At 71.5% G+C, this 20,008-nt stretch carries 23 protein-coding genes; 11 read left to right on the top strand and 12 right to left on the bottom strand.

Annotation, left to right across the window (positions count from 1 at the left end; translation table 11 throughout):
* Nucleotides 1-93: 93 nt before the first annotated feature.
* Together BLQ63_RS23160 and BLQ63_RS23165 are read right to left on the bottom strand one after the other, a co-directional pair.
* Complete coding sequence (locus BLQ63_RS23160) at nt 94-1,227, bottom strand: PP2C family protein-serine/threonine phosphatase (RefSeq protein ID WP_091039904.1); 1,134 nt, start codon at nt 1,225-1,227, stop codon at nt 94-96.
* Nucleotides 1,228-1,303: 76 nt separating this feature from the next.
* Nucleotides 1,304-1,699 carry a winged helix-turn-helix transcriptional regulator gene (locus tag BLQ63_RS23165; protein WP_091039905.1) on the bottom strand — a complete coding sequence of 132 codons (396 nt, stop codon included), beginning with the start codon at nt 1,697-1,699 and terminating at the stop codon, nt 1,304-1,306.
* A 115-nt stretch (nt 1,700-1,814) separates the two neighbouring features.
* Between BLQ63_RS23165 and BLQ63_RS23170 the strand changes: the two genes are divergently transcribed.
* Nucleotides 1,815-2,672 (top strand): SDR family oxidoreductase, encoded by an 858-nt coding sequence (locus tag BLQ63_RS23170; RefSeq protein WP_091039906.1) that lies wholly within the window; start codon nt 1,815-1,817, stop codon nt 2,670-2,672.
* A 52-nt stretch (nt 2,673-2,724) separates the two neighbouring features.
* Here the strand turns inward: BLQ63_RS23170 and BLQ63_RS23175 are convergent, their stop codons facing one another.
* The 3 genes from BLQ63_RS23175 to BLQ63_RS23185 all read right to left on the bottom strand — a co-directional run bounded on the left by BLQ63_RS23175 (nt 2,725) and on the right by BLQ63_RS23185 (nt 5,378).
* Nucleotides 2,725-3,543: an NmrA family NAD(P)-binding protein gene (locus BLQ63_RS23175; protein ID WP_091039907.1), complete on the bottom strand. Its 819-nt coding sequence runs from the start codon at nt 3,541-3,543 to the stop codon at nt 2,725-2,727.
* A 315-nt stretch (nt 3,544-3,858) separates the two neighbouring features.
* On the bottom strand, nt 3,859-4,827 hold the full coding sequence (locus tag BLQ63_RS23180) for a zinc-binding dehydrogenase (protein ID WP_091039981.1): 969 nt from the start codon (nt 4,825-4,827) through the stop codon (nt 3,859-3,861).
* 8 nt (nt 4,828-4,835) lie between these two features.
* A complete protein-coding gene (locus BLQ63_RS23185) occupies nt 4,836-5,378 on the bottom strand; it encodes a PadR family transcriptional regulator (RefSeq protein ID WP_091039908.1) in 543 nt (180 codons plus the stop codon).
* A 76-nt stretch (nt 5,379-5,454) separates the two neighbouring features.
* Here BLQ63_RS23185 and BLQ63_RS23190 point away from each other — a divergent pair, with 76 nt between their 5' ends.
* From BLQ63_RS23190 to BLQ63_RS23220, 7 genes are all read left to right on the top strand, one after another.
* Nucleotides 5,455-6,267 carry an ABC transporter ATP-binding protein gene (locus tag BLQ63_RS23190; protein ID WP_091039909.1) on the top strand — a complete coding sequence of 271 codons (813 nt, stop codon included), beginning with the start codon at nt 5,455-5,457 and terminating at the stop codon, nt 6,265-6,267.
* Nucleotides 6,264-6,920, top strand: coding sequence for an ABC transporter permease (locus tag BLQ63_RS23195; RefSeq protein ID WP_091039910.1), 657 nt, complete (start codon nt 6,264-6,266; stop codon nt 6,918-6,920). Before BLQ63_RS23190 ends, BLQ63_RS23195 begins: the two co-directional genes overlap by 4 nt.
* Nucleotides 6,917-7,630, top strand: coding sequence for an ABC transporter permease (locus BLQ63_RS23200; RefSeq protein ID WP_091039982.1), 714 nt, complete (start codon nt 6,917-6,919; stop codon nt 7,628-7,630). The genes BLQ63_RS23195 and BLQ63_RS23200 overlap by 4 nt, the downstream gene beginning before the upstream one ends.
* Nucleotides 7,627-8,532, top strand: coding sequence for an ABC transporter substrate-binding protein (locus BLQ63_RS23205; RefSeq protein ID WP_091039911.1), 906 nt, complete (start codon nt 7,627-7,629; stop codon nt 8,530-8,532). Before BLQ63_RS23200 ends, BLQ63_RS23205 begins: the two co-directional genes overlap by 4 nt.
* 45 nt (nt 8,533-8,577) lie before the next feature.
* Nucleotides 8,578-9,102 (top strand): hypothetical protein, encoded by a 525-nt coding sequence (locus tag BLQ63_RS23210; protein ID WP_091039912.1) that lies wholly within the window; start codon nt 8,578-8,580, stop codon nt 9,100-9,102.
* Nucleotides 9,103-9,278: 176 nt separating this feature from the next.
* A complete protein-coding gene (locus BLQ63_RS23215) occupies nt 9,279-10,469 on the top strand; it encodes a cellulose binding domain-containing protein (protein ID WP_091039913.1) in 1,191 nt (396 codons plus the stop codon).
* Between the two features lie 395 nt (nt 10,470-10,864).
* Nucleotides 10,865-11,356 carry a VOC family protein gene (locus BLQ63_RS23220; protein ID WP_091039914.1) on the top strand — a complete coding sequence of 164 codons (492 nt, stop codon included), beginning with the start codon at nt 10,865-10,867 and terminating at the stop codon, nt 11,354-11,356.
* Here the strand turns inward: BLQ63_RS23220 and BLQ63_RS23225 are convergent, their stop codons facing one another.
* From BLQ63_RS23225 to BLQ63_RS23250, 6 genes are all read right to left on the bottom strand, one after another.
* Nucleotides 11,357-12,400 carry a glycoside hydrolase family 43 protein gene (locus BLQ63_RS23225; protein WP_091039915.1) on the bottom strand — a complete coding sequence of 348 codons (1,044 nt, stop codon included), beginning with the start codon at nt 12,398-12,400 and terminating at the stop codon, nt 11,357-11,359.
* A 32-nt stretch (nt 12,401-12,432) separates the two neighbouring features.
* Nucleotides 12,433-13,203, bottom strand: a complete 771-nt coding sequence (locus tag BLQ63_RS23230; RefSeq protein WP_091039916.1) for a helix-turn-helix domain-containing protein — start codon at nt 13,201-13,203, stop codon at nt 12,433-12,435.
* Nucleotides 13,200-13,580: a nuclear transport factor 2 family protein gene (locus tag BLQ63_RS23235; RefSeq protein WP_177155069.1), complete on the bottom strand. Its 381-nt coding sequence runs from the start codon at nt 13,578-13,580 to the stop codon at nt 13,200-13,202. Before BLQ63_RS23235 ends, BLQ63_RS23230 begins: the two co-directional genes overlap by 4 nt.
* A gap of 114 nt (nt 13,581-13,694) precedes the next feature.
* Nucleotides 13,695-14,525, bottom strand: a complete 831-nt coding sequence (locus BLQ63_RS23240; protein WP_091039918.1) for a class I SAM-dependent methyltransferase — start codon at nt 14,523-14,525, stop codon at nt 13,695-13,697.
* Nucleotides 14,522-15,208 carry a haloacid dehalogenase type II gene (locus BLQ63_RS23245; RefSeq protein WP_091039919.1) on the bottom strand — a complete coding sequence of 229 codons (687 nt, stop codon included), beginning with the start codon at nt 15,206-15,208 and terminating at the stop codon, nt 14,522-14,524. Before BLQ63_RS23245 ends, BLQ63_RS23240 begins: the two co-directional genes overlap by 4 nt.
* 185 nt (nt 15,209-15,393) lie before the next feature.
* Nucleotides 15,394-17,490 carry an MMPL family transporter gene (locus BLQ63_RS23250; RefSeq protein ID WP_091039920.1) on the bottom strand — a complete coding sequence of 699 codons (2,097 nt, stop codon included), beginning with the start codon at nt 17,488-17,490 and terminating at the stop codon, nt 15,394-15,396.
* Nucleotides 17,491-17,682: 192 nt separating this feature from the next.
* Here BLQ63_RS23250 and BLQ63_RS23255 point away from each other — a divergent pair, with 192 nt between their 5' ends.
* The 3 genes from BLQ63_RS23255 to BLQ63_RS23265 all read left to right on the top strand — a co-directional run bounded on the left by BLQ63_RS23255 (nt 17,683) and on the right by BLQ63_RS23265 (nt 19,630).
* Nucleotides 17,683-18,288 (top strand): DUF402 domain-containing protein, encoded by a 606-nt coding sequence (locus BLQ63_RS23255; RefSeq protein ID WP_091039921.1) that lies wholly within the window; start codon nt 17,683-17,685, stop codon nt 18,286-18,288.
* A 58-nt stretch (nt 18,289-18,346) separates the two neighbouring features.
* Complete coding sequence (locus BLQ63_RS23260; RefSeq protein ID WP_091039983.1) at nt 18,347-19,237, top strand: phosphotransferase; 891 nt, start codon at nt 18,347-18,349, stop codon at nt 19,235-19,237.
* A 132-nt stretch (nt 19,238-19,369) separates the two neighbouring features.
* Nucleotides 19,370-19,630 carry a hypothetical protein gene (locus tag BLQ63_RS23265; protein ID WP_091039922.1) on the top strand — a complete coding sequence of 87 codons (261 nt, stop codon included), beginning with the start codon at nt 19,370-19,372 and terminating at the stop codon, nt 19,628-19,630.
* 146 nt (nt 19,631-19,776) lie between these two features.
* On the opposite strand, the gene BLQ63_RS28615 is transcribed toward BLQ63_RS23265, so the two are convergent.
* A complete protein-coding gene (locus BLQ63_RS28615) occupies nt 19,777-19,941 on the bottom strand; it encodes a hypothetical protein (RefSeq protein WP_177155070.1) in 165 nt (54 codons plus the stop codon).
* Between the last annotated feature and the right edge of the window lie 67 nt (nt 19,942-20,008).

Raw genomic sequence — 20,008 nt, forward strand, 5'->3', positions numbered from 1 at the left:
CCGGCGCCGCGATGTCACACCCCTATGTCACGGTTCTTGGATCGGGGGCGCTGCGAACGGGCCCCTTCGGCTCGGACCCTGCCCGCGAACCGCTCAGGCCGCCTCGGCTTCGACCGCTTCGATCCCGGCCGCTTCCGCGGCCTGTTCCCGACCGATCCTCGTGACCGCCAGGATGCTCACGTCGTCGTCCATCCGGGTCGCGAAGCGCGACGCGTCGTCCCACACGAACTCGATGAGCCGCCGCGGCGACGGCACCATCAGGCCGTTGAGGTGGCTCGCGAGCGGGTAGTAGTTCCCGTCCTCGTCGCGCGCCTCGACCAGCCCGTCGGAGAACGCCAGGAGCGTCTCGTCCGCGCCGAACGGCACCGCGACCGCCGTGCTCGGCCGGACCGGCGCCGCCAGCCGCAGCCCCAGCACCGGCGCCGGCTTCAGGTCGACCTCCTCGACCCTCTCGCCCCGCAGCATCAGCGGCGACGGGTGCCCGCACGACAGCAGCCGCACCTCGTCCGAGTCCTCCGCGAACTCCGCCAGCAGCACCGAGGCGAACAGCTCCGGCACGTAGCCGTGCACCGCGTCGGCGAGGATCCGCCGCTCCAGCCGCCATGCGATCCCGCCCAGTTCCCGCTCGTCCAGGATCGCCTCGTGGAACACCGACAGCAGCATCGAGGCCGTCCCCACCGCGTCGAGCCCGTGGCCCTGCACGTCGCCGAGGATCAGCCGCGTCCCGAACGGGCTGGGCCGCACGTCGAACAGGTCCCCGCCGATCCGGGCGCCGCGCTGCGCCGAGTGGTAGAGCCCGGCGCACGCGAGGTCCCCGACCCGCTCGGGCAGGTCCGGCAGCACCGCCTGCTGCGCGGCCTCGGAGACGCTGAGCATCGTGACCAGCCCCGCCTCGAAGCGGCGGCGGATCCAGGAGATGCCGATGGCCGTGGCGAACACGATGGCGACCACCACGATGTCGTCCCCGTCGAACCGCCGCGACACCGGCAGCGGCGCGGCGACGACTCCCAGGGCGAGTCCGGCGATGACCGCGGTCCACGCGGGCCCGAGGACGAACGCGGCGAGCACGGGCACGACGGCCATCGCGATCCCCGCGTGGAGCGGGTCGGGCCGGAACAGCTGGAAGATGGAGGCCGCGAACAGGGCTCCGAGCGGCAGCAGCCGGACCCACAGCGGAATGGCGGTGCCCGGCCGCAGTCGGATCGAACCCGAGACCCGCGCAGCCATGGCCCGAGTCTAGGACGGCTCGGGCCCACCACCTGCGATTTCGGACAGGTTCAATGCGCTTTCAGGACCATTGCGCTCAGGGCGCGGCGGGGTGGCGCGCGTCGTAGTCCTCCTGGGCGGCGAGGACCCGCGGCATGTCGTCGTACAGGTGCAGGACGAGCGCCGAGAGGTGCCCGGTGATCAGGCGGCCGGGCTCGGTCAGGCGGTACTCGACGCGGGAGGGGTAGCCCTCGGAGGCGATGCGGTCGACGAATCCGTCGCGTTCGAGCTGGCGCAGGCTCTGCGCGAGGGCCTTCTCGTTGATCCCGTCGACGGTGCGGCGGAGTTCGCTGAATCGCTTCGAGTCCTGATCCAGGGCGAGCAGAATGAGCGTGCCCCAGCGGCCGGTGACGTGGTCCAGGACCGTGCGGGACTCGCATCCTCTGGCCAGCACCTGGAAACCGGGGAAGGCGTCGAAGGACTTGGTGCTCATGGCGTGATGTTACCTCGATAACAGTGCTTTCGATTTGATGGTACTTTCAAAACGAAAGTGCTTTCATTTGGGCAGGACAATCGTAGACCCGTATCGCAGTCGAAGGAGCAACTACATGATCGTCGTCACCGGAGCCACCGGCAAACTCGGCACATTCGTGGTGGAGGGCCTGATCAACCAGGTCCCCGTCGAACAGATCGCCGTCGTCGCGCGCGACGCTGCCAAGGCCGCCCGCTTCGGCGAGCTGGGCGTCGAGGTCCGCGTCGCCGACTACAACGACCCCGCGAGCCTGACCGACGCCTTCCGGGAGGGCGACAAGGTCCTCCTCATCTCCGGCAGCGAAGTGGGCCAGCGCGTCCCGCAGCACAAGGCCGTCATTGACGCCGCGAAGAACGCCGGCGTCGCGCTCCTGGCCTACACCAGCGTCCTCGGCGGCCCGGCCGCCGACTTCGAGCTCGCCCGCGAGCACCAGATCACCGAGCGGTACCTCATCGACTCCGGCCTCCCGTACACGCTGCTGCGCAACGGCTGGTACCACGAGAACTACACCGAGGGCCTGCCCGGCGTCCTCGCGGCGGGCGCGATCACCACGAGCACCACCGAGGGTGCGGCCGTCGCCTCCGCCTCGCGCGCCGACTACGCCGCCGCCGCGGTCGCGGTGCTCACCGGCGTGGGCCACGAGGGCCGCGAGTACGAGCTCGACGGGGACACCGCGTGGACCTTCGACGAGTTCGCCGCCGAGGTCGCCAAGCAGAGCGGCACGGACTTCACGGTCAACCGCATCTCCGGCGAGGAGCTCCGCGGCATCCTCGGCGGCCAGGGCGTGCCCGAGACGATCGCGCCGATCCTGGTCGGCGTGGACGAGGCGATCTCGCGCGGCCTGCTCGTCAACGGCTCGGGGGACCTGTCGCGGCTCGCCGGACGCCCGACCACGCCCGTGTCCGAGGCGATCGCCAAGGGCCTCAAGGCCTGAGAAGCGGGCGGCCCGCGGGAGGACTTCCCGCGGGCCCGGTTTCCCTTACGGCTTAACGGAACGCGTCCGCGTGCTCGCGGGCCCACTCGGCGAACGTCCGCGCGGGGCGGCCGGTGACGCGCTCGACGGTGTCGGACGCGCGGGTCGTCCACGCCGGCGGGTCGGCCCGCCAGCCCAGGACGTAGTCGATCGTCGGGTCGTCCAGGCCCATGGCGCGCATCCGGTCCTTGCCTTGCTCCTCGCTCAGCACCTCGAACCGGACCTCCCGCCCGATGGCCGCGCTGATCGCGGCGACCTGGTCGGGGACGGTGAGCGGTTCGGGGCCCGTGAGTTCGTACGCCTTGCCCGCGTGGGCGCCCGTGGTGAGCGCGACCGCGCCGACCGCGGCGATGTCGGCCGCGTGCGTGGGCGCGTGGGCGACCTCCCCGAACGGTTCGCGCACCACGCCCTCGGCGCGGATGTCCTCGGCCCAGGTCAGCGCGTTCGACATGAACTCGCCGGGCTGCAGGTGCGTCCATTCCAGACCGCTCGCCTCGACGGCCTCCTCGACCGGTCCCTTGTAGCCGTTCCACAGTGTCGTGACGCGGCGGACTCCGGCCTTGACCGCCGCGGCCGCGATGTCGTCGCTGTTCGGCACGGTCTGGTTGGTGGACCCGACGGCCGTGAGCAGGTGCAGGCCGGTGACGCCCTCGAGTGCGGCCTCGACGCTCGCGAGGTCGGTGAGGTCCCCGGCGACCGCCTCGACGCCCTCGGGGAGCCGGGCCGCCGCGGGGTCGCGGGTGAGCGCGCGGACCGGGTGCCCGGCCTCGGCCAGTCGCGCTACCAGGTATCGCCCGACGTTGCCGGTCGCGCCGGTGACCAGGAAGGTCATGGTGTTCCTCCTCGAACTCGCCGGGCCGCGGTTCGGTCCCGGCGTGTTGCCAAGGCTAGGAACGGGTTCGTTCCGCCGCATCGGACCAGCGGCGGGGGAGCGGGTACATTGCAGGTCCTAAGACGGCCTCCGGGCCGGGGCAGGAACAGCCGCGCTCCCGCGCGGGCCGGACGGCCCCACGCCCGCAGCTCGCCCTTCAGGTGGCAGGAGCATCCCCTGCCGCACCGCGGCGTCGGAGACCCGGCGGGCGGCCTTCGCCCGGTCGAACTCGGCCCGCATCGCGGCGCCTCACGCACCCGCCGGCGCGCGTCGGAGTCAGGTCGTGACGACGAGCTTGCCCCTGGCCCCACCGGACTCCATGAGCGCGTGGGCGTCGCGGATGTGGTCGAGGTCGAACACGCGGTCGACCGGGACGCGCGCCCGCCCGGCGGCGACGTCGTCGAGGAAGCCCTGGAGCACCGCGCCCGGCAGATCGGCGGCGTCGCCCCCGTAGGCGGTGAGCCGAACCCCGCTGGGCAGGTAGCCGATCGGGTAGAAGTCCTTGACGATCCACTCGTTCGACAGCATCCCGGTGAAGCAGACGACGCCGTGCACGCGCGTCGCGCGCAGCGTGTCCGGGAGCGTCGGCGTGCCGACCAGCTCCAAGGCGGCGTCCACGCCTTCGGGAACGATCCGGCGCACCTGCGCGGCCACGTCGCCGTCGTCCACGAGCACGTGGTCGACCCCGGCGCGTTCGAGCACGTCCGCCTTCGCGCGATCGCGCGTGGTGGCGAGCACGGTCATGCCCCGGTGCTTGGCGAGCACGGCCGTGGCCAGTCCGACCGAGGACGTGCCGCCGCGGATGAGCAGGCACTGCCCCGGCTTCGCGTCGAGTCCCACGGTGAGGGAGCCGAACGCGGTCTGGAGCATCTCGGGCACCGCGCCGAGCGTCGCCCAGTCCAGATCGGACTCGAACGGGATCACCTGCGCGACGGGCACGCATGTGTACTCGGCGTAGCCGCCGTCGAAGACCCGGCCCATGCCGCCCATCATCGCCGCGACCTGCTGCCCCGGCCGGAACGCCCCGCTCGGGTCGGCGTCGACCACGCCGGTCGCCTCGATGCCGAGGACCCGCGGGAGCACCACGCCTTCGGCCAGGCCGAGCCGCGTGTGCAGCTCGGACCGGTTGAGCCCGAACGCCTTCACCGCGATCCGCACCCAGCCGTCACCGGGCTCGGGGACGGGCAGTTCGCGCAGGTGCAGGTTCGCGACCGGCCCCGGCGCGTCGAGTACGACGGCGCGCATCGTCGAGGTCACGGGTGACTCCTTCCGCTCGCGGTGACGGTATCGAGCTGCTCGCGCAGCCAGGCCAGTTCGGTGCTTCTGGCCGCCTTGGCCGTGATGAGGATCCCGCGCCGGTACGGGTCGCCGATCTCGGCGGCCCGCAGCGGGTGCGCCCCGTCGTAGAAGAAGCTCGCGGGCTGGTCGAGGAACGCCAGGCGGCGGCGCAGCACGGCCTGCCGCTCGGCCTCCTCGGGCAGGTGCGACAGGAACGCCAGGACGATGAAGAACCTGCTGCCGTCGGTGATGTCGTGCCCGTCCGCGTCCCGCAGGAGCCGGCGCAGCCGCTGGATCCCGAGCCCGGTGAGCTGGAGCGTGCCCCGGTTCGCCGCGGCATTCCCGGGGCCGATCTCGCGACGAACCGCGCCGGAGGCGACTAGACGGTTGATCGCGGGGTATATCGTTCCGTCACTGAAGGTCCGGGCGTGTCCGTGCAGTTGGGTCATCCTGCGACGCAACTCGTACCCGTGCAGCGGCCCTTCTGCGAGAAAACCCAGGATCATCAGTTCGATCACGGGGTCACCCTATACCTCGATTCGATGTATAGAATGTCCGCGTCCGCAAATCCACCGCCTGCGTCGGGAAGTCGTTGTGATCGAGTTCGAGTCGGTGTCGAAGACCTATCCGGGGCCCACAGCGGCCGTCTCCGAGTTCTCGCTGACCGTGCCGTCCCACCGCACCGTCGTGCTGGTGGGCTCCTCGGGATCGGGCAAGTCCACGTTGCTGCGCATGGTGAACCGCATGGTCGACCCCACCGGCGGCCGCGTCCTCATCGACGACGAGGACGTCCGCGACCGCGACCCCGTCGCACTGCGCCGCTCCATCGGGTACGTGCTCCAGAACGGCGGCCTCATGCCCCATTGGACCGTCCTCGACAACGTCGCCACCGTCCCGGTGCTCACCGGAACCCCGAAGCGGCAGGCGCGCCTCGCCGCGAAGGAACTGCTCGAACGCGTCGGCCTCGACCCCGCCATGGGCCGGCGCTACCCCGGCCAGCTCTCCGGCGGCCAGCAGCAGCGCGTCGGCGTGGCCCGCGCGCTCGCCACCGACCCCAACATCCTCTTGATGGACGAGCCGTTCGGCGCCGTCGACCCCATCATGCGCCGCGAACTCCAGGAGGAGCTGCTGCGCCTGCAGACCGAGCTGCACAAGACCATCCTCTTCGTCACCCACGACATCGACGAGGCCTTCCTCCTCGGCGACGAGGTCGTGGTCCTCCGCGAAGGCGGCCAGATCGCCCAGCGCGGCACGCCCGCCGAGATCCTCGCCGCGCCCGCCGACGACTTCGTGCGCGGCTTCACCGGCGTCGACCGGGCCGAACGGACTCTGTCCACCATGGAGGTCGACGGGCGCACGATCGCCGTCGACGGGACCGGCCGCCCGGTGGGGGTCTTCGCGCCGTGACCTGGCTGAATGCGAACTGGCCGCAAGTGATCGAGCTGTCGGGCGACCACCTGGCCCTGAGCGTCCCCGCGATCCTCATCAGCATCCTCATCGCCGTGCCCATCGGCCGCCTCGCCCACCGCCGGCCGAAGATCGGCACGCCGCTGCTCAGCGCGGCGACCCTCATGTACGCGATCCCGGCCCTGCCGCTGCTCATCATCATCCCGGTGGTCTTCGGCATCCCGCTGCGCTCGCCCGCGACGATGATCGTGGCCCTGAGCGTCTACGGGGTCGCCCTGCTCGTGCGCACCGCCGCCGACGCCTTCGGCTCGGTCGACGCGCGCGTGCGCGAAGCGGCTGTGGCCGTGGGCCACTCGCCGCGCAGCGTGTTCTGGCGCGTCGACCTCCCGCTCGCGATCCCCGTACTGCTCTCGGGCATCCGGGTCGTCACCGTCAGCACCGTGAGCCTGGTGACGATCGGGGCGCTCATCGGCGTGCCGAGCCTGGGCACCCTGCTCACCGACGGCTTCCAGCGCGGCATCGAGGCCGAGGTCGCCACCGGCGTGATCGTCACGATCATCCTGGCCCTGATCCTGGACGTGCTGCTCCTGGCCGCCGGACGGGCGGCGGCCCCGTGGACGCGGACGCCGCGGGCGAAGGCGGTGGCGGCATGAGCCTCTTCCTCGACGCCCTCTCCTGGCTGGGCGACGGCGCGAACTGGACCGGCCCCGACGGCGTCCCCACGCGGGTCCTCCAGCACCTGGCGATCACGGCCGCCGTTGTGGGGATCAGCGCGGCCGTCGCGCTCCCCGCTGGCGTCCTCATCGGACATTCGAGGCGCGGCGCCGGCGTCGTCGGCGCCCTCACCGGTGCGGCGCGGGCGATCCCGACCCTCGGGCTGTTGACGATGCTCGGCCTCGCGCTCGGCATCGGACTGCTGGCGCCGATGCTCGCGCTCGTGGTCCTGGCGATCCCGTCGGTGCTCGCCGGCGCGTACGCCGGCGTCCAGGCGGTCGACCCCGCCACCACCGGCGCGGCCAAGGCCATCGGCATGAGCTCGCGCCAGGTGGTCTTCCGGGTCGAGCTCCCGCTCGCGTCGCCGGTTATCATCGGCGGCCTGCGCGCCGCCACCCTCCAGGTCGTGGCGACCGCGACCCTCGCGGCCTACACCGCCGACTTCGGGCTCGGCCGCTACCTGTTCACCGGCCTCAAGTCCCGCGAGTACGCGGAGATGCTCGCCGGGGCGCTCCTGGTCGCCGTCCTCGCCCTCCTGCTCGAACTGGCCCTGGCCACCGCCCAGCGGCAGGCCGCCGTCCGCCTGGCGGCGCCCGGCCGCAACCCTTCGCAACGAACGCCCGACACCCGAGAGAAGGAACCCGCATGAACCGCCGAACCCAGACCCTGACCTTCGCCGCCGTACTGGCAGGCTCGCTCGCGATGACCGGTTGCGGCAACAGCGACCCGCTGTCCAGCGGGGACGGCGACGGCGACACGATCGTGGTCGGCTCGCAGGACTACTACTCCAGTGAGATCATCGCCGAGATCTACGCCCAGGCCCTTGAGGCCGAAGGATTCACCGTCGACCGGCAGTTCCGCATCGGACAGCGCGAGGCCTACGTCCCCGAGCTCGAGTCCGGCTCCATCGACCTGTTCCCCGAGTACTCGGGCCCGCTGCTCCAGTACTGGGAGCCCGACACCGAGGCGCGCCTCGCCGACGACGTCTACGCCGCGCTCCAGGAGGCCGTCCCCGACGGGCTCCGCGTGCTCGAGCAGTCGCCCGCGACCGACCAGGACTCCTACACCGTCACGCGGGCGTTCGCCGACCAGTGGGGCCTGACCACGATCGACGACCTCGCCAAGGTCACCGAGCCGATGACGATGGGCGGCAACTCGGAAGGCGAGACCCGGCCCAACGGGCCCCAGGGCCTGCTCGACACCTACGGCGTCGAGGTCGGGTTCACGCCGATCGAGGACGGCGGCGGCCCGCTCACGGTCACCGCGCTCCAGGACGGCGACATCCAGCTCGCCATCATCTACTCGGCCGACCCGTCGATCGCCGCGAACGACCTGGTCTCGCTCCAGGACACCAAGGGCCTCTTCCTCGCCTCGCACGTGGTGCCGGTGGCGAGCGACGGCGTCGACGACGACGCCGCGGCGGTCATCGACGAGGTCAGCGCGGCCATGAGCCCCGAGGACCTCGTCGCCCTCAACTCCCGCAGCGTGAACGAGGAGCTGCCGGCCGCCACCATCGCGACCGACTGGCTCGCCGAGAAGGGCCTCGACTAGGCCCGATGTCCTCGCGCCGTCCCGGTCCCACCACAGGAGGAACACGTGCGCAAACGCATCCTGACCATGTTCGCCGCGATGATCGCGGCGTTCGCACTCATGGGGGCCCCGGCGGCCTCCGCCGACCCCGCGGGCACCGCCGGCGAGTTCACCGCCGAGGCGATCGCCTCGGGCCTCACCGCGGACGAGGCCGCCGACCTGCAAGGGCGCGTGGACGACGTCCTCGGCGGCATCCCGGGCGGGACGCAGGTCTCCGCCACCGAGATCCGCTACGACGGCCTCGACGTCACCGTCGACCCGCTCCTCTCCGGGTCGGATTTCTCGGCCGCCGCCATCAAGTGCGACAGCGGCTGGTTCTGCATCGACGTGCGCGGCACGCGGTTCGAGTTCTACACGTGCAAACTGTGGAGCCTGTCGAGCTGGTCGGGCGGTTCGGCCTTCAACAACAACCAGTCCAAGGGAACGGTCGCCAAGGCCTACGACGAGGACAAGTCGACCGTGTGGCAGCACAAGGCGAAGGGCTCCGGCACGGTGAACGTCGCCTCGTGGGAGTACTTCCGACCCTGCTGAGCCCGTGACGCGGCGCAGGGCCTCCCCGCCGAGGCGTTCGAACCGGACGCCTCCTCCGGGGGAGGCCCTGCGCCGTTCCCTTTTCCTCCCCGGTACGGCATAATATTCGTCGATATCTATATATCTGTCCGCCGTCTGGTTGGGGTGGGGCGGACCCAGCCAGAGGAGGTCATGGCATGCAAGCCATGAGAAGCAGGCCGCGCAGGTTGGCGGCCGTCGCGGCCGTGTCCGGCGCGGTCGTCGCGGGAACGATCGCAGTGGTCGCGGCGAGCCCGGCACAGGCCGCAGCGTGCGAGTCGATCGACTACACCGTCGTCAGCTCGTGGGGCGGCGGCCACCAGGCCACTGTCTCGCTCACCGCCGGAAGCGAGGACGTGAACGGCTGGACCGTCGCGTTCGACCTGCCGTCCGGCGCCGCGGTCCAGAGCGCCTGGAACGTCGACTGGAGCCAGTCCGGCGCCACGTTCACCGGCGAGGACGTCGGCTGGAACGCCGCCGTCGCCTCCAGGCAGTCGCGAGAGCTGTTCGGCCTCATCGTCTCCGGCCCCGCCGCCTCGCCCGCGTCGTTCTCGCTCAACGGCGTCGAATGCGGCGTCATCATCGATCCGACCGAGGATCCGACGGACGACCCCACGGACGACCCCACGGACGACCCCACGGACGACCCCACGGACGACCCGACCACCGACCCGGGCGAGTGCCCGGCCGGGGCCGTCTGCGACGGCTTCGAGGACCAGGCGGGCACCGTGCCCGGCGGCGAGTGGACCGTCGGCGCGTCCGACTGCACCGGCACCGGGACGGCCACAGTGGACCGCTCGGTCGCCAACTCGGGCGACGCCTCGATCCGCATCGACGGCGGCGCGACCTACTGCAACCACATGTTCGTCGGGCGCGACCTGCCGGCCGACGCGGAGTGGTTCCGCGTCTACATGCGGCACAGCACGCCGCAGCCGGCGCAGCACACCACGATGATCGCCATGCAGGACCGCAACGACGCGAACACCGACCTGCGCCTGGGCGGCCAGAACAGCGCGCTGCAGTGGAACCGCGAGTCCGACGACGCGACCCTCCCGGCCCAGAGCCCGGCGGGCGTCGCGCTGAGCGAGCCGCTGCCGGTCGGCGAGTGGACGTGCGTCGAGTTCCAGATCGCGGGCGGCTTCCTGAACACCTGGACCAACGGCTCCCTCGTGGAGGGCCTGGTCGTGGACGGGGTCGCGACCCACGACGTGGACGCGCAGTGGCTCTCGAAGGCGGGCTGGAACCCGGACCTGGCCGACCTTCGCCTCGGCTGGGAGAGCTACGGCAACGACGCCGACACCCTCTGGTACGACGACGTGGCCTTCGGCCCGGAGAGGATCGGCTGCTGACGGTGTAGGGCCCGGCCCTCCTGATCGAGGGCCGGGCGTGACCGAGACGGTCGACACCCTCGCCCGTCCCGGTCCCATTCACGAGCCGAGGCGGGAGCACCAATGCCCGTTTCGACCCGATCGGCGAGTTCCCGAATCATGCCGGAGTATGCGTCGGCAACGGGCGGGCCGCAGGGCCTCCCGCCGAATCCGCTGCACCACAGCGGTTCCGATGGCGAGAGGCCCTGCTCACATGACCCGGGATCGCCGAGGCCTCAGCTTCATGGACGCGAAGACCGGAGCGCGGAGGCGCCCGTGTCCAGCGGGTTCCGCCCGATCCGGAAGTCTATCGGAACAAACAATTCCGTTCTGATATACTCGAACGGCACCGATCCCCACCGAGGAAGCGAGTCGCCATGAACGCCAAGCCCACCCCGATCCCCGACGGCTACGGCACCGTCACGCCGTGGATCGCAGGCAAGGACACCGCCCGCCTGATCGACTTCCTCAAGGAGGCGTTCGGCGGCGAAGAGCTCGGCCGCGTCGAAGGCGCCGAGCCCGGCTCGATCGGGCACGCCGAGGTCCGCATCGGCACCTCGATCGTGATGATGTTCGACTCGCCGTTCAAAGTGGACACGCCGGCGATGATGCGCCTGTGGGTCGAGGACATCGACGCGGCCCTCGCGCGGGCGGTCGACGCCGGCGCGTCCCTCGTCACCCCCGCCACCGACGTGCAGGCCTGGGGCGACCGCGTCGCCCGCGTGCGCGACCCGCTCGGCCACCTGTGGTGGCTCCAGGAGCACGTCGAGGAGCCGAGCCTGGAGGAGATGAGCCGGCGCATGGCCGAGCCGAAATACCAGAGGGCCATGGAGCAGACCCAGGTCATGGACGCCCCCGGCCTGATCTGATCAGTCGCCGTCGAGTTCGGTCCGCTGGCGCACGACGCGCAGATCGTCGCCGTCCCATGCCATCTCGTAGAACTTTCCGCGCGCCCCGGTGAACGGCCGGTGCAGCACGAGCATCAGGTCGCCCTCGAAGGTCGTGAAGAGCATCCCGTGCCCGGAGTCGCCGCGCACGAGCGGTTCGCGCTGCTCCCAGGGACCTTCGAGGCGGCCCGAGCGCGAGACCGCCCAGGTCTGCACGTAGTCGCCGTCGATCCCGCCCTCCGTGAGGCGGTTCTTCTCGTAGGTCGACCACAGGCAGACCAGCGCCCCGCCGGGCGCGCGGTGGAGCTGGGGCCCGTCGGTCACGTACGGCGCGATCTGGTTCGGGACCCCGGCCGGGATCTCGCGGGTGAGCCAGGGCGCGTCAGAACCCTTGAACAGCATGACCGCCTCGCCCGCGACCGCGTCCAGCCCGTCGGACAGCGGGAACGCCTCGACGGTCCCGTCGATGCGCTGCAGCCACTCGTTCGCGTAGACCATCCACGGCCGCCCGTCCTCGTCGGCGAACAGCGTCCCGTCGAGCGTCATCAGCCCGGCCGGGAGGATCGGCGCCTCGGGCTTGAGCATCCGGAACGGGCCCGTGAGCGAGTCGGCGACCGCGACGATCGTGGAGCGCCGGTGGTTCGCGACCGGGAACGGGGTCCCGTACGCGCCCGGCGTCGGCACCGGCAGCGGCGCCTGTGCGTCGTGCAGCGTGGTGAACAGGTACCAGCGGCCGTTCCAGCGGTGGACCTCGGGCGCCCACGCGCCCTGGACCGCCCACGGCGAGTCCTCTTCCTCCACCAGGAAGACCGGCACCGGCTCGGCCCACTCGAGGAGGTTCGGCGACCGGTAGACCATCGTGCCGACCCCGCCCGAGGCGACCGGCCCGGTCGACTCGGCGGTGAACCCCTGGTTCGCGGTGTACAGGTGGTACAGCCCGGTCTCGGCGTCGGCGACCACGTACGGGTCGTGCAGCGGCATCTCGGGGAGGCGCAGCGGGAACGCGGACGGCATCGGCTCGCTCATGATGCAAACGCTATCAAAGCCCGGGAGCGGCCCTAGTCGGCCGCGAGCGCCCGCAGCAGCGCCTCGGTCGCCGCGTCGACCGGGTAGTACGACTCGATGGAGATCTCCTCCAGCGTGATGTCCTGCGGTGTACCGAAAGTGGTCACGGTCGAGAACAGCTTCAGTTCGCGCTCCCCGTGCCTGACGACCATCGGCGTGGTGATCTCGTCCTCGATCGAGGCGCCGCCGTCGCCGGCGTGGGGCGCGAGGTACTCCTCGTACAGCGCGGCGAGTTCGGGATCGCGCGTCCGCTCCAACTGCCGCGACAGCCTGGCGCGCAGCACCGCCCGCACCTGGGCGAGGTTGACGATCCTCGAGCCGAGACCGTCCGGGTGCAGTCCCAGCCGCAGCATGTTGACCGGCGGCCGCAGCAGCGCCGGGTCGACGCCCGGCAGGAACCGCTCCAACGTGCGGTTCATCATGACGATGTTCCAGCGCCGGTCGATCACGACCGCCGGGTACGGCTCGTGCGCGCGCAGCACGGCCGCGACCGCCCCGTGCGCCGCCGCGAGGCCTTCCCCGTCGAGCGCCCGTTCGCGGTAGCGGGGCGCGTGCCCGGCGGCGAGCAGCAGCCGGTTGCGTTCGCGCAGCGGCACGTCGAGCCGTTCGGCCAAGCGCAGCACCATGGCCGCGCTCGGCCTCGACTTCCCGGTCTCGACCAGGCTGACGTGCCGCGCCGAGACGTCGGCGGCGATCGCCAGGTCGAGCTGGCTCATCCGCCGCCGCGTCCGCCATGCCCGCAGCTGCTCGCCCACCGTCGTCACGGCATGAGGCTATGGGGGACCGGCGCGGCGGCGTCCTCGGGGATCGGCTGGAAGACCTCCACGTGCTCGGCGATGCGGTCGCCCTCGAAGCGCCAGACGTCGGCCGCGGCGATCCAGTGCCCGGCCCACGGCAGCCAGCGCCGCGACAGCATCGTCACGTGGTCGCCGTCCTCCAGCAGCAGCCGGATCTCGATCTTCATGTCCGCCGCCGGAATCCGGCGCACCGCCTCGAGCCATTCGTCCTTACCGGACGCGACGATGCCCGGTCCGCGGTCGGTGAAGTCGTCCTTGAGGTACGGCTCGAGGGCGTCGGTGCCGCCGCTCCCGAACAGTTCGGCGAGCGCGGTCCTGATGATCTGCTTCTTGTCGGTGGTCATGCGGACGAGTGTCGCCCCGAGACGCGCCGGTGTCGATGACATCGCATTTCATGAAGCCGGTGCGCGATGACATCGCCGCAGTTCAGGGCCTTGAGAATACTTCGGTGACGACGGCTACGGCCGCCAGAGGGCGGCCTCGATCGGGCTCAGGCGCTCGGCGAAGCGGCCGGTCGGCGAGGCCTTCCCCAACAGCGCGCGCAGGTCGGCGGCGAACTCGTCCAGTCGATCGCCGAACAGGTGCGGCGCCGCGTACGACAGCGAGAACACGGCGGACACGATCGCCTCGGCCGAACGCTCGACCACCGACCCGGTGTCCACGGTGATGCGCACCGGACCGCGGTAGCCCGCTTCCCGCATGACGGCCTCTTCGCCGCCGGCGGTGCCGCCCGCCAGGAAGCCCTGCCCGGCGCGGCGCACCGGCCCCAGGTAGGCGGCGACGAGCGCGTCCACGTCCTCCCACGGCGGCCTCGGGAGCGGCAGCGTCTCGTCCACGATCCAGCCGCGGTGCGTGCTGGCGCTGACGTGGACCCACACCCCGCCGGGCTCGAGCATGTCGCGGACCTTCTGCGCCACAAGCGAACGGTCCATCCAGTGGAAGGACTGCGCGAACACCGCCGTCCGGAACGAGCCGAGGCCGGCCGGCAGCTCCTCGGCGCGCAGGTGCCGCCACGTCACGTTCGAGACGCCGGCGGCCTCGGCGCGGCGCCTCGCCTCCGCGAGCATGTCGGCGTCGGCGTCCACGCCGACCGCTTCGGCGAACCGGGGCGCCAGCGACAGCGTCAGCGAACCGGGCCCGCAGCCGACGTCCAGGAGCCTGCCGGTGCCGTCGAGCCCGAGTTCGGCGCCGATCGCCTCGGCGACCTCGGCCGGGTACGCCATGCGCCCGTCCGCGTAATGGGCCGCGCTGCCGGAGAAGAGCGTCGGGTCCCATTCCCAGTCGGTCATCGGAGCGCGATCTGGTCGACGACCTCGGCGAGGCTCTCGCCGCGGTAGTCGAAGCCGTCGTCCTCGGTCGGCGCGTCCCCTACGGGCCGTTGGACGAAGGCGGTGCGGAACCCGGCCGCCTGCGCGCCCCGCAGGTCCCACGCGTGTGCGGCGACCATGAGGATGCGCTCGGGCCCGACCCCGGCCAGGTCGAACGCGAGGCGGTAGACCTCGGGCGCGGGCTTGTAGCTGCGCGCCTCCTCGGCCGACAGCAGGTAGTGCCACCGCAGACCCGCGTAGGCGCTCAGGCGGATCAGGGTCTCGCGGCTCGCGTTGGACAGGCCGACCACGGGGAAGTGCTGCGACAGTCGCGCGAGCGAGTCGACGGTGTCCAGCCAGGGGGCGAGCCGCCGCTGCGAGGTCGCGAGCCGCTCGATCGCGTCCTCGCCGTCGAAGCCGCCCTCGGCGGCCACGATCTGCGCCGCCTCGTGGTTCAGGATGTCGCCGTTGACGAAGGGCCGGAGGCCGTCGACGATCTTCTGCTGCTCCGTCTCGACGTGGTCGAACCACCGGTCCACGAGCCGGTCGGCGTCGCTGCCGTCCGGAGCCGCTTCGCCGATCGCCTCGCGGACGCCGCCGGGTTCGTCGACGAGGGTCCCGAGGATGTCGAACACTACGAGGTCGATGTCGGTGTGCGCCGTCATGGTGCTCCGCCTTCCCAGCCGGTCGGTGATCCGCTTGCGTGGGGGTGCCCGCGGGAGGCAGTCTACCGCCGCGCGTGGGGGAGTCGGCCGACATTCGGTCGACCGCACCGGGACGCGGGGGACGCGCTGCCGCGTCCCCCGCGTCCCGATCGGTGGGCGTTCCCGGTGAACGTCCTTGCGCCCGTTCAGCGACCCGACAGTGCGGGCTCGGTCGCCGACTCGTCGGCGGACTCGACGTCGCGGCGCCGGAACAGCCTGCTCGGCCACCACATCCACCGGCCCACGTCCAACGTCAACGCGGTGACCAGGACCGAGCGGACGATCAGCGTGTCGAGCAGGACGCCGAACGCGACCGCGAACCCGAGCTGTGCGGCGAACACCAGCGGCAGCGACGCCATCGCCGCGAACGTCCCGGCGAGCACCAGCCCGGCCGAGGTGATCACGCCGCCGGTGGCGGACAGACCGGTCAGTGCGCCGCGCCTCGTGCCGTGCAGCACCGCGTCCTCCCGCACCCGCGTCACCAGGAAGATGTTGTAGTCGACCCCAAGGGCCACAAGGAACACGAAGACCAGCAGCGGGAACGACGCCTCCGCCCCGGCGAACCCGAACACCTCGTTGAACACGAGGCTGCTCACGCCCAGGGCCGCGCCGAACGACAGCACGACCGTCGCCATGAGCAGCAGCGGCGCCACGACCGCCCGCAGCAGCAACGCGAGGATCAGGAACACCATGACCAGCACGATCGGAATGATGACCTGCGAGTCCCGCGTCGCGGCGTCCCGCGTGTCGACCATGATCGCCGTGTTCCCGCCGATCAGGGCGCCGTCCCCGTGCACGGCCTCCCGCGCCGCCTCCACGGTCCCCATCGCGGCCTTGCTGCTCGGAGGGTCGTCCAGCTCCGCGAACATCAAGGCGTCGCCGTCGACGACGACCGGCTCCGAGACCTCCGCGACACCGTCCACATCGGCTAGATCCGCCCGTACCTCCTGTGCCGCATCGGCCTCGGCGATCACGTACAGCGGGTCGCCGGCCCCGGCCGGGAAGTGCTCGGCCTGGATGTCCTGGCCCACCGCCATCTGCGGCTCGTCGGTGAACTGGTCCCGGTTCGCGAGCCCGTCCGCCTTCAACCCGATCAGTCCGAGCGCCATGGCGCCCAGCACGACCGACGTCCCGATCCATACCGCGCGGGGCCGGCGCGCGACCGCGTCGCCCACCCGGGCCCACACGCCGCCCTTCGCCGAACCGGCCGTCCCGTACGCCGGCTTCATCGGCCAGAAGATCCAGCGCCCGCACACGACCAGCAGCGAGGGCATGAGCGTGGTCATCGCCAGCAGCCCCACGATGATGCCGACCGCGCAGGCGGGGCCGAGCCCCTGCGTGGACTTGAGGGTCGCCAGCATCAGCAGCATGAGGCTGACCGCGACAGTGGCGGCGCTGGCGATGATCGCGGGGGAGGAGCGGTGCAGCGCTTCGGCCATCGCCTCGTGCCGGTCCTCGTGGCGCCGCAGCTCCTCGCGGTACCGCGAGATCAGCAGCAGCGCGTAGTCGGTCGCGGCGCCGAACACGAGCACGGTCAGGATGAAGCTGGTCTGGGTGTTGACCACGAGCCCGAAGTCCTTGGCCAGCAGGTAGATCAGGGCCTGGGACCCGATCAGCGCCCCGCCGGCGGTGACGAGCGGCAGCAGCGGCAGGAGCGGGCTGCGGTAGGTGAGCAGCAGGATCAGGACCACCACGGCCGCGGTGATCACCGTCAGGTCGCCGCCGGTGCGGAACGCCTTGATCGAGTCGGAGGCGTACCCGCTCGGCCCGGTCACGTAGAACGCCATGCCGTCCGCGTCACGCTCGCCGACCTCGGTCATCGCGTCGACCACTTCGCCGAACCCGGCCCAGCCCTCCCCGGTGTTGTGCACCTGGACGATGGTCTGGATCGCCTCGCCGTCCTCGGACACCACCGGTCCCTGCGGCGTCCCCTCGACGTCGTCGATCGCCGCGAACGCGGCCGCGTCGGCCCGCGCCTCGGCGACGTCGGCGTCGGTCACGCCGCCGGGCCGGTGGTAGATCACGATCGCGGGCAGCGCGTCGGAGGACTGGAACCCGCCGACCCGCTCGACCACCTCGGTCGATTCCGAGTCGCCGGGCAGCCAGGCCGAATTGTCGTTGTCCTCGACGTCGCCGAGCCTGCCCGCCAGCATGAACGCCGGCACGAGCAGCGCGAGCCAGACGGCGACGATCACCCATTTCGCCACCCTGCCGCTGGGCAGGGCCACAATCCTTCGGAACACGGGAAGTCCTCAACATTCGGTGGTGGTGTGCGGTCTCTCGCGAACCCGACGAGACAGCCCCGCGAAATGTCAGGTCCCGCCGCCGATCTCACAGTCCGCGATCCGCGACCCGAAGTCGCGACCTGGACGCCGCGATCGGCGGGCTCCTAAACTGGCGGAACCGAACCCGCTCGAAGCGAAGGACGGAGCGCCATGACGGCACCAGGCGAATGCGAACGCGTCGAAGTGATGCGCGGCGGCCACAAGCCGGGGGAGCCCGACCTGTTCGGCCCGCTCCCGGGCGTGCGCGTCGGCGACGCGGTCATGTACGAGTTCGAACTGCCCGAATGGATCGAGCCCTGGCCCGGCCTCTCCCGCCTCGAGCGCACCTTCGTGCTCCTCGACCTCGGGATCAGCATGGCCAACCCGTGCTGGCAGCGCGCGGAGTTCCCCGAGGGCAACGTCGCCGAGAACCCGGTGACCGAGCGCCACTCCTGGTACGTCGACCTCATCACCGTCGAGCGCGAAGGCGACCGGTACGTCTTCCGCGACCTCTTCGTGGACGTCAGAGTCCCCACGGACGACGAGCGCCACTACCGGCTCCTGGACCTCGACGACCTCGCCGACGCCGTCGAGAACGAGGCGATCACGGTCGAGCAGGCCGTGAGCGGCCTGCGCCGCTGGCAGCGGTTCCTCGACCGGCACCTGCACGACGGCGGCTACCCGAGCGCCAAGTGGGGCGACTTCCCGCCCGCGGTCTTCGACCCGCTGCGCGCCCTCGACGCCCCGCTCGCCCCGCCGGTGCTCTGGGAGGGCTGAGCCGGCGCCGAAACGGCTTGCGCGGCTACCGTCGAGGTGCGAGGCTCCCGGCATGCAGATGCACCACGACCAGCTGGACGTGCCCCTCGCCGTCGTGCGCGAACTGGTCGACGCGCAGTTCCCCGAGTGGCGGCGCCTGCCGATCGCGCCCGTCGCGTCGCAGGGGACCGTGAACGCGATCTTCCGCGTCGGCGACCGGTACGCCGCGCGGTTCCCACTGCAGCCCAAGGACATCGCCGACGCCCGGATCTGGCTCGAATCGGAGGCCGAAGCCGCACGGGAACTCCTGGGCCGCAGCCGGTTCCCGACCCCCGAACCGATCGGCATCGGCGAACCGGGCGCGGGCTACCCGCTGCCGTGGTCCGTGCAGACCTGGATCCCCGGCGACATCGCCGCCGACCACGACCCGGGCGACTCGCCCGGGTTCGCCCTCGACCTGGCCGAGTTCATCGGGTCGGTCCGCGCGATCCCCACGCGCGGAGGGGTTTTCGGCGGCAGAGGGCGCGGCGGCGACCTGGGCGCCCACGAGGCGTGGATGTCGACCTGCTTCGCGGAGAGCGGGGAGCTGTTCGACGTGCCCCGCCTGCGACGCCTCTGGGCCGGACTGCGCGACCTGCCGCACGACGGGACGGCCGACGTGATGAACCACGGCGACCTCATCCCCGGCAACGTGCTCGTGAAGGAGGGCCGCCTGGCCGGGGTCCTGGACGTCGGCGGCCTCGGCCCGGCCGATCCCGCGCTGGACCTGGTGTCGGCCTGGCACCTGCTCGAGGCCGCACCGCGTGCCGTGCTCCGCGAGGCACTGGGCTGCGGCGACCTCGAATGGGAACGCGGCAAGGCCTGGGCGTTCCAGCAGGCGATGGGCGCGGCCTGGTACTACGTCGAGACCAATCCGCCGATGAGCCTCATGGGGCGGCGCACGATCCGCCGCATCCTGGCCGACTCCTGAACGCCGCGCCGGGCGCCTCGGTCATAAGCGGTGTGCGGTCTCGCCTGCCGTTCAAGGAGCCGCGGAGCCCTTGGCGCGCAATGCCCCTGCCACGGGCCCCCGTTGCCGTGCGGTTCTCACTAGGCTGGGTCGATGAAGGGTTTCGACAGTGAGATTGAGAAGGCCGTCGACCGGGCCGGGAAAGCCGCCGGTTGGATGTTCGCGCTCGGGGTGTTGACGCTGATCCTGGGCGGCGTCGGGAGTTTCAGGGACGAGGGCGGGGCCGTCTGGCTCGCACTCCCCGGCGCGGGACTGCTGTTCGGGATGGGCGTGGTGATCAACCTGCTCGCCATGCATCTCATGGAGACGTGGCGGCAGGGACGTCGACCCAGCGAGGAGGCCCCGGGGGAGTGAGCACCGGGATCGGACCCGCGGCGCCTGCCGCATCATTCGGGGGTTCCCGGACCGCCTCCGATTGAGCGGACCGGGGCACCTCTCCGGCCGCGGGCCGAAAAGGCGGGAACCCGATCGAATGGACTCTCCCGATCGGACCCGGTGGGTCAGGCCCGGCTGCTGGAGGCCTTTCGGCGGATGAATCCGAATATCACGGTTCCGACGAACAGCACAACGCCGATGATGGCCAGCCAGAGCAGGCCTTCAAGAGCGAACCCGACTATCGCGAGTATCGCCCAGGCTACGAGCAGAATCAAAATGACGGTCAACATACTTCAATCGTACGCCTTGTTTCCTGCTTGACATGCGATTACGCAGAGGAAACTCGTTTCCGCAATT

Source organism: Glycomyces harbinensis (assembly GCF_900101745.1).
In the GTDB taxonomy this organism is placed as follows: Bacteria; Actinomycetota; Actinomycetes; order Mycobacteriales; family Micromonosporaceae; genus Glycomyces; species Glycomyces harbinensis.

Excerpts from the sequence above, each read along its gene's own strand:
- BLQ63_RS23165 (WP_091039905.1), bottom strand. The coding sequence starts at position 1,699 with ATGAGCACCAAGTCCTTCGACGCCTTCCCCGGTTTCCAGGTGCTGGCC.
- BLQ63_RS23235 (WP_177155069.1), bottom strand. The coding sequence starts at position 13,580 with ATGACCACCGACAAGAAGCAGATCATCAGGACCGCGCTCGCCGAACTG.
- BLQ63_RS23205 (WP_091039911.1), top strand. The coding sequence starts at position 7,627 with ATGAACCGCCGAACCCAGACCCTGACCTTCGCCGCCGTACTGGCAGGC.
- BLQ63_RS23245 (WP_091039919.1), bottom strand. The coding sequence starts at position 15,208 with ATGACGGCGCACACCGACATCGACCTCGTAGTGTTCGACATCCTCGGG.
- BLQ63_RS23160 (WP_091039904.1), bottom strand. The coding sequence starts at position 1,227 with ATGGCTGCGCGGGTCTCGGGTTCGATCCGACTGCGGCCGGGCACCGCC.
- BLQ63_RS23240 (WP_091039918.1), bottom strand. The coding sequence starts at position 14,525 with ATGACCGACTGGGAATGGGACCCGACGCTCTTCTCCGGCAGCGCGGCC.
- BLQ63_RS23265 (WP_091039922.1), top strand. The coding sequence starts at position 19,370 with ATGAAGGGTTTCGACAGTGAGATTGAGAAGGCCGTCGACCGGGCCGGG.
- BLQ63_RS23220 (WP_091039914.1), top strand. The coding sequence starts at position 10,865 with ATGAACGCCAAGCCCACCCCGATCCCCGACGGCTACGGCACCGTCACG.
- BLQ63_RS28615 (WP_177155070.1), bottom strand. The coding sequence starts at position 19,941 with ATGTTGACCGTCATTTTGATTCTGCTCGTAGCCTGGGCGATACTCGCG.
- BLQ63_RS23200 (WP_091039982.1), top strand. The coding sequence starts at position 6,917 with ATGAGCCTCTTCCTCGACGCCCTCTCCTGGCTGGGCGACGGCGCGAAC.
- BLQ63_RS23170 (WP_091039906.1), top strand. The coding sequence starts at position 1,815 with ATGATCGTCGTCACCGGAGCCACCGGCAAACTCGGCACATTCGTGGTG.
- BLQ63_RS23225 (WP_091039915.1), bottom strand. The coding sequence starts at position 12,400 with ATGAGCGAGCCGATGCCGTCCGCGTTCCCGCTGCGCCTCCCCGAGATG.
- BLQ63_RS23260 (WP_091039983.1), top strand. The coding sequence starts at position 18,347 with ATGCACCACGACCAGCTGGACGTGCCCCTCGCCGTCGTGCGCGAACTG.
- BLQ63_RS23175 (WP_091039907.1), bottom strand. The coding sequence starts at position 3,543 with ATGACCTTCCTGGTCACCGGCGCGACCGGCAACGTCGGGCGATACCTG.
- BLQ63_RS23215 (WP_091039913.1), top strand. The coding sequence starts at position 9,279 with ATGCAAGCCATGAGAAGCAGGCCGCGCAGGTTGGCGGCCGTCGCGGCC.
- BLQ63_RS23255 (WP_091039921.1), top strand. The coding sequence starts at position 17,683 with ATGACGGCACCAGGCGAATGCGAACGCGTCGAAGTGATGCGCGGCGGC.
- BLQ63_RS23180 (WP_091039981.1), bottom strand. The coding sequence starts at position 4,827 with ATGCGCGCCGTCGTACTCGACGCGCCGGGGCCGGTCGCGAACCTGCAC.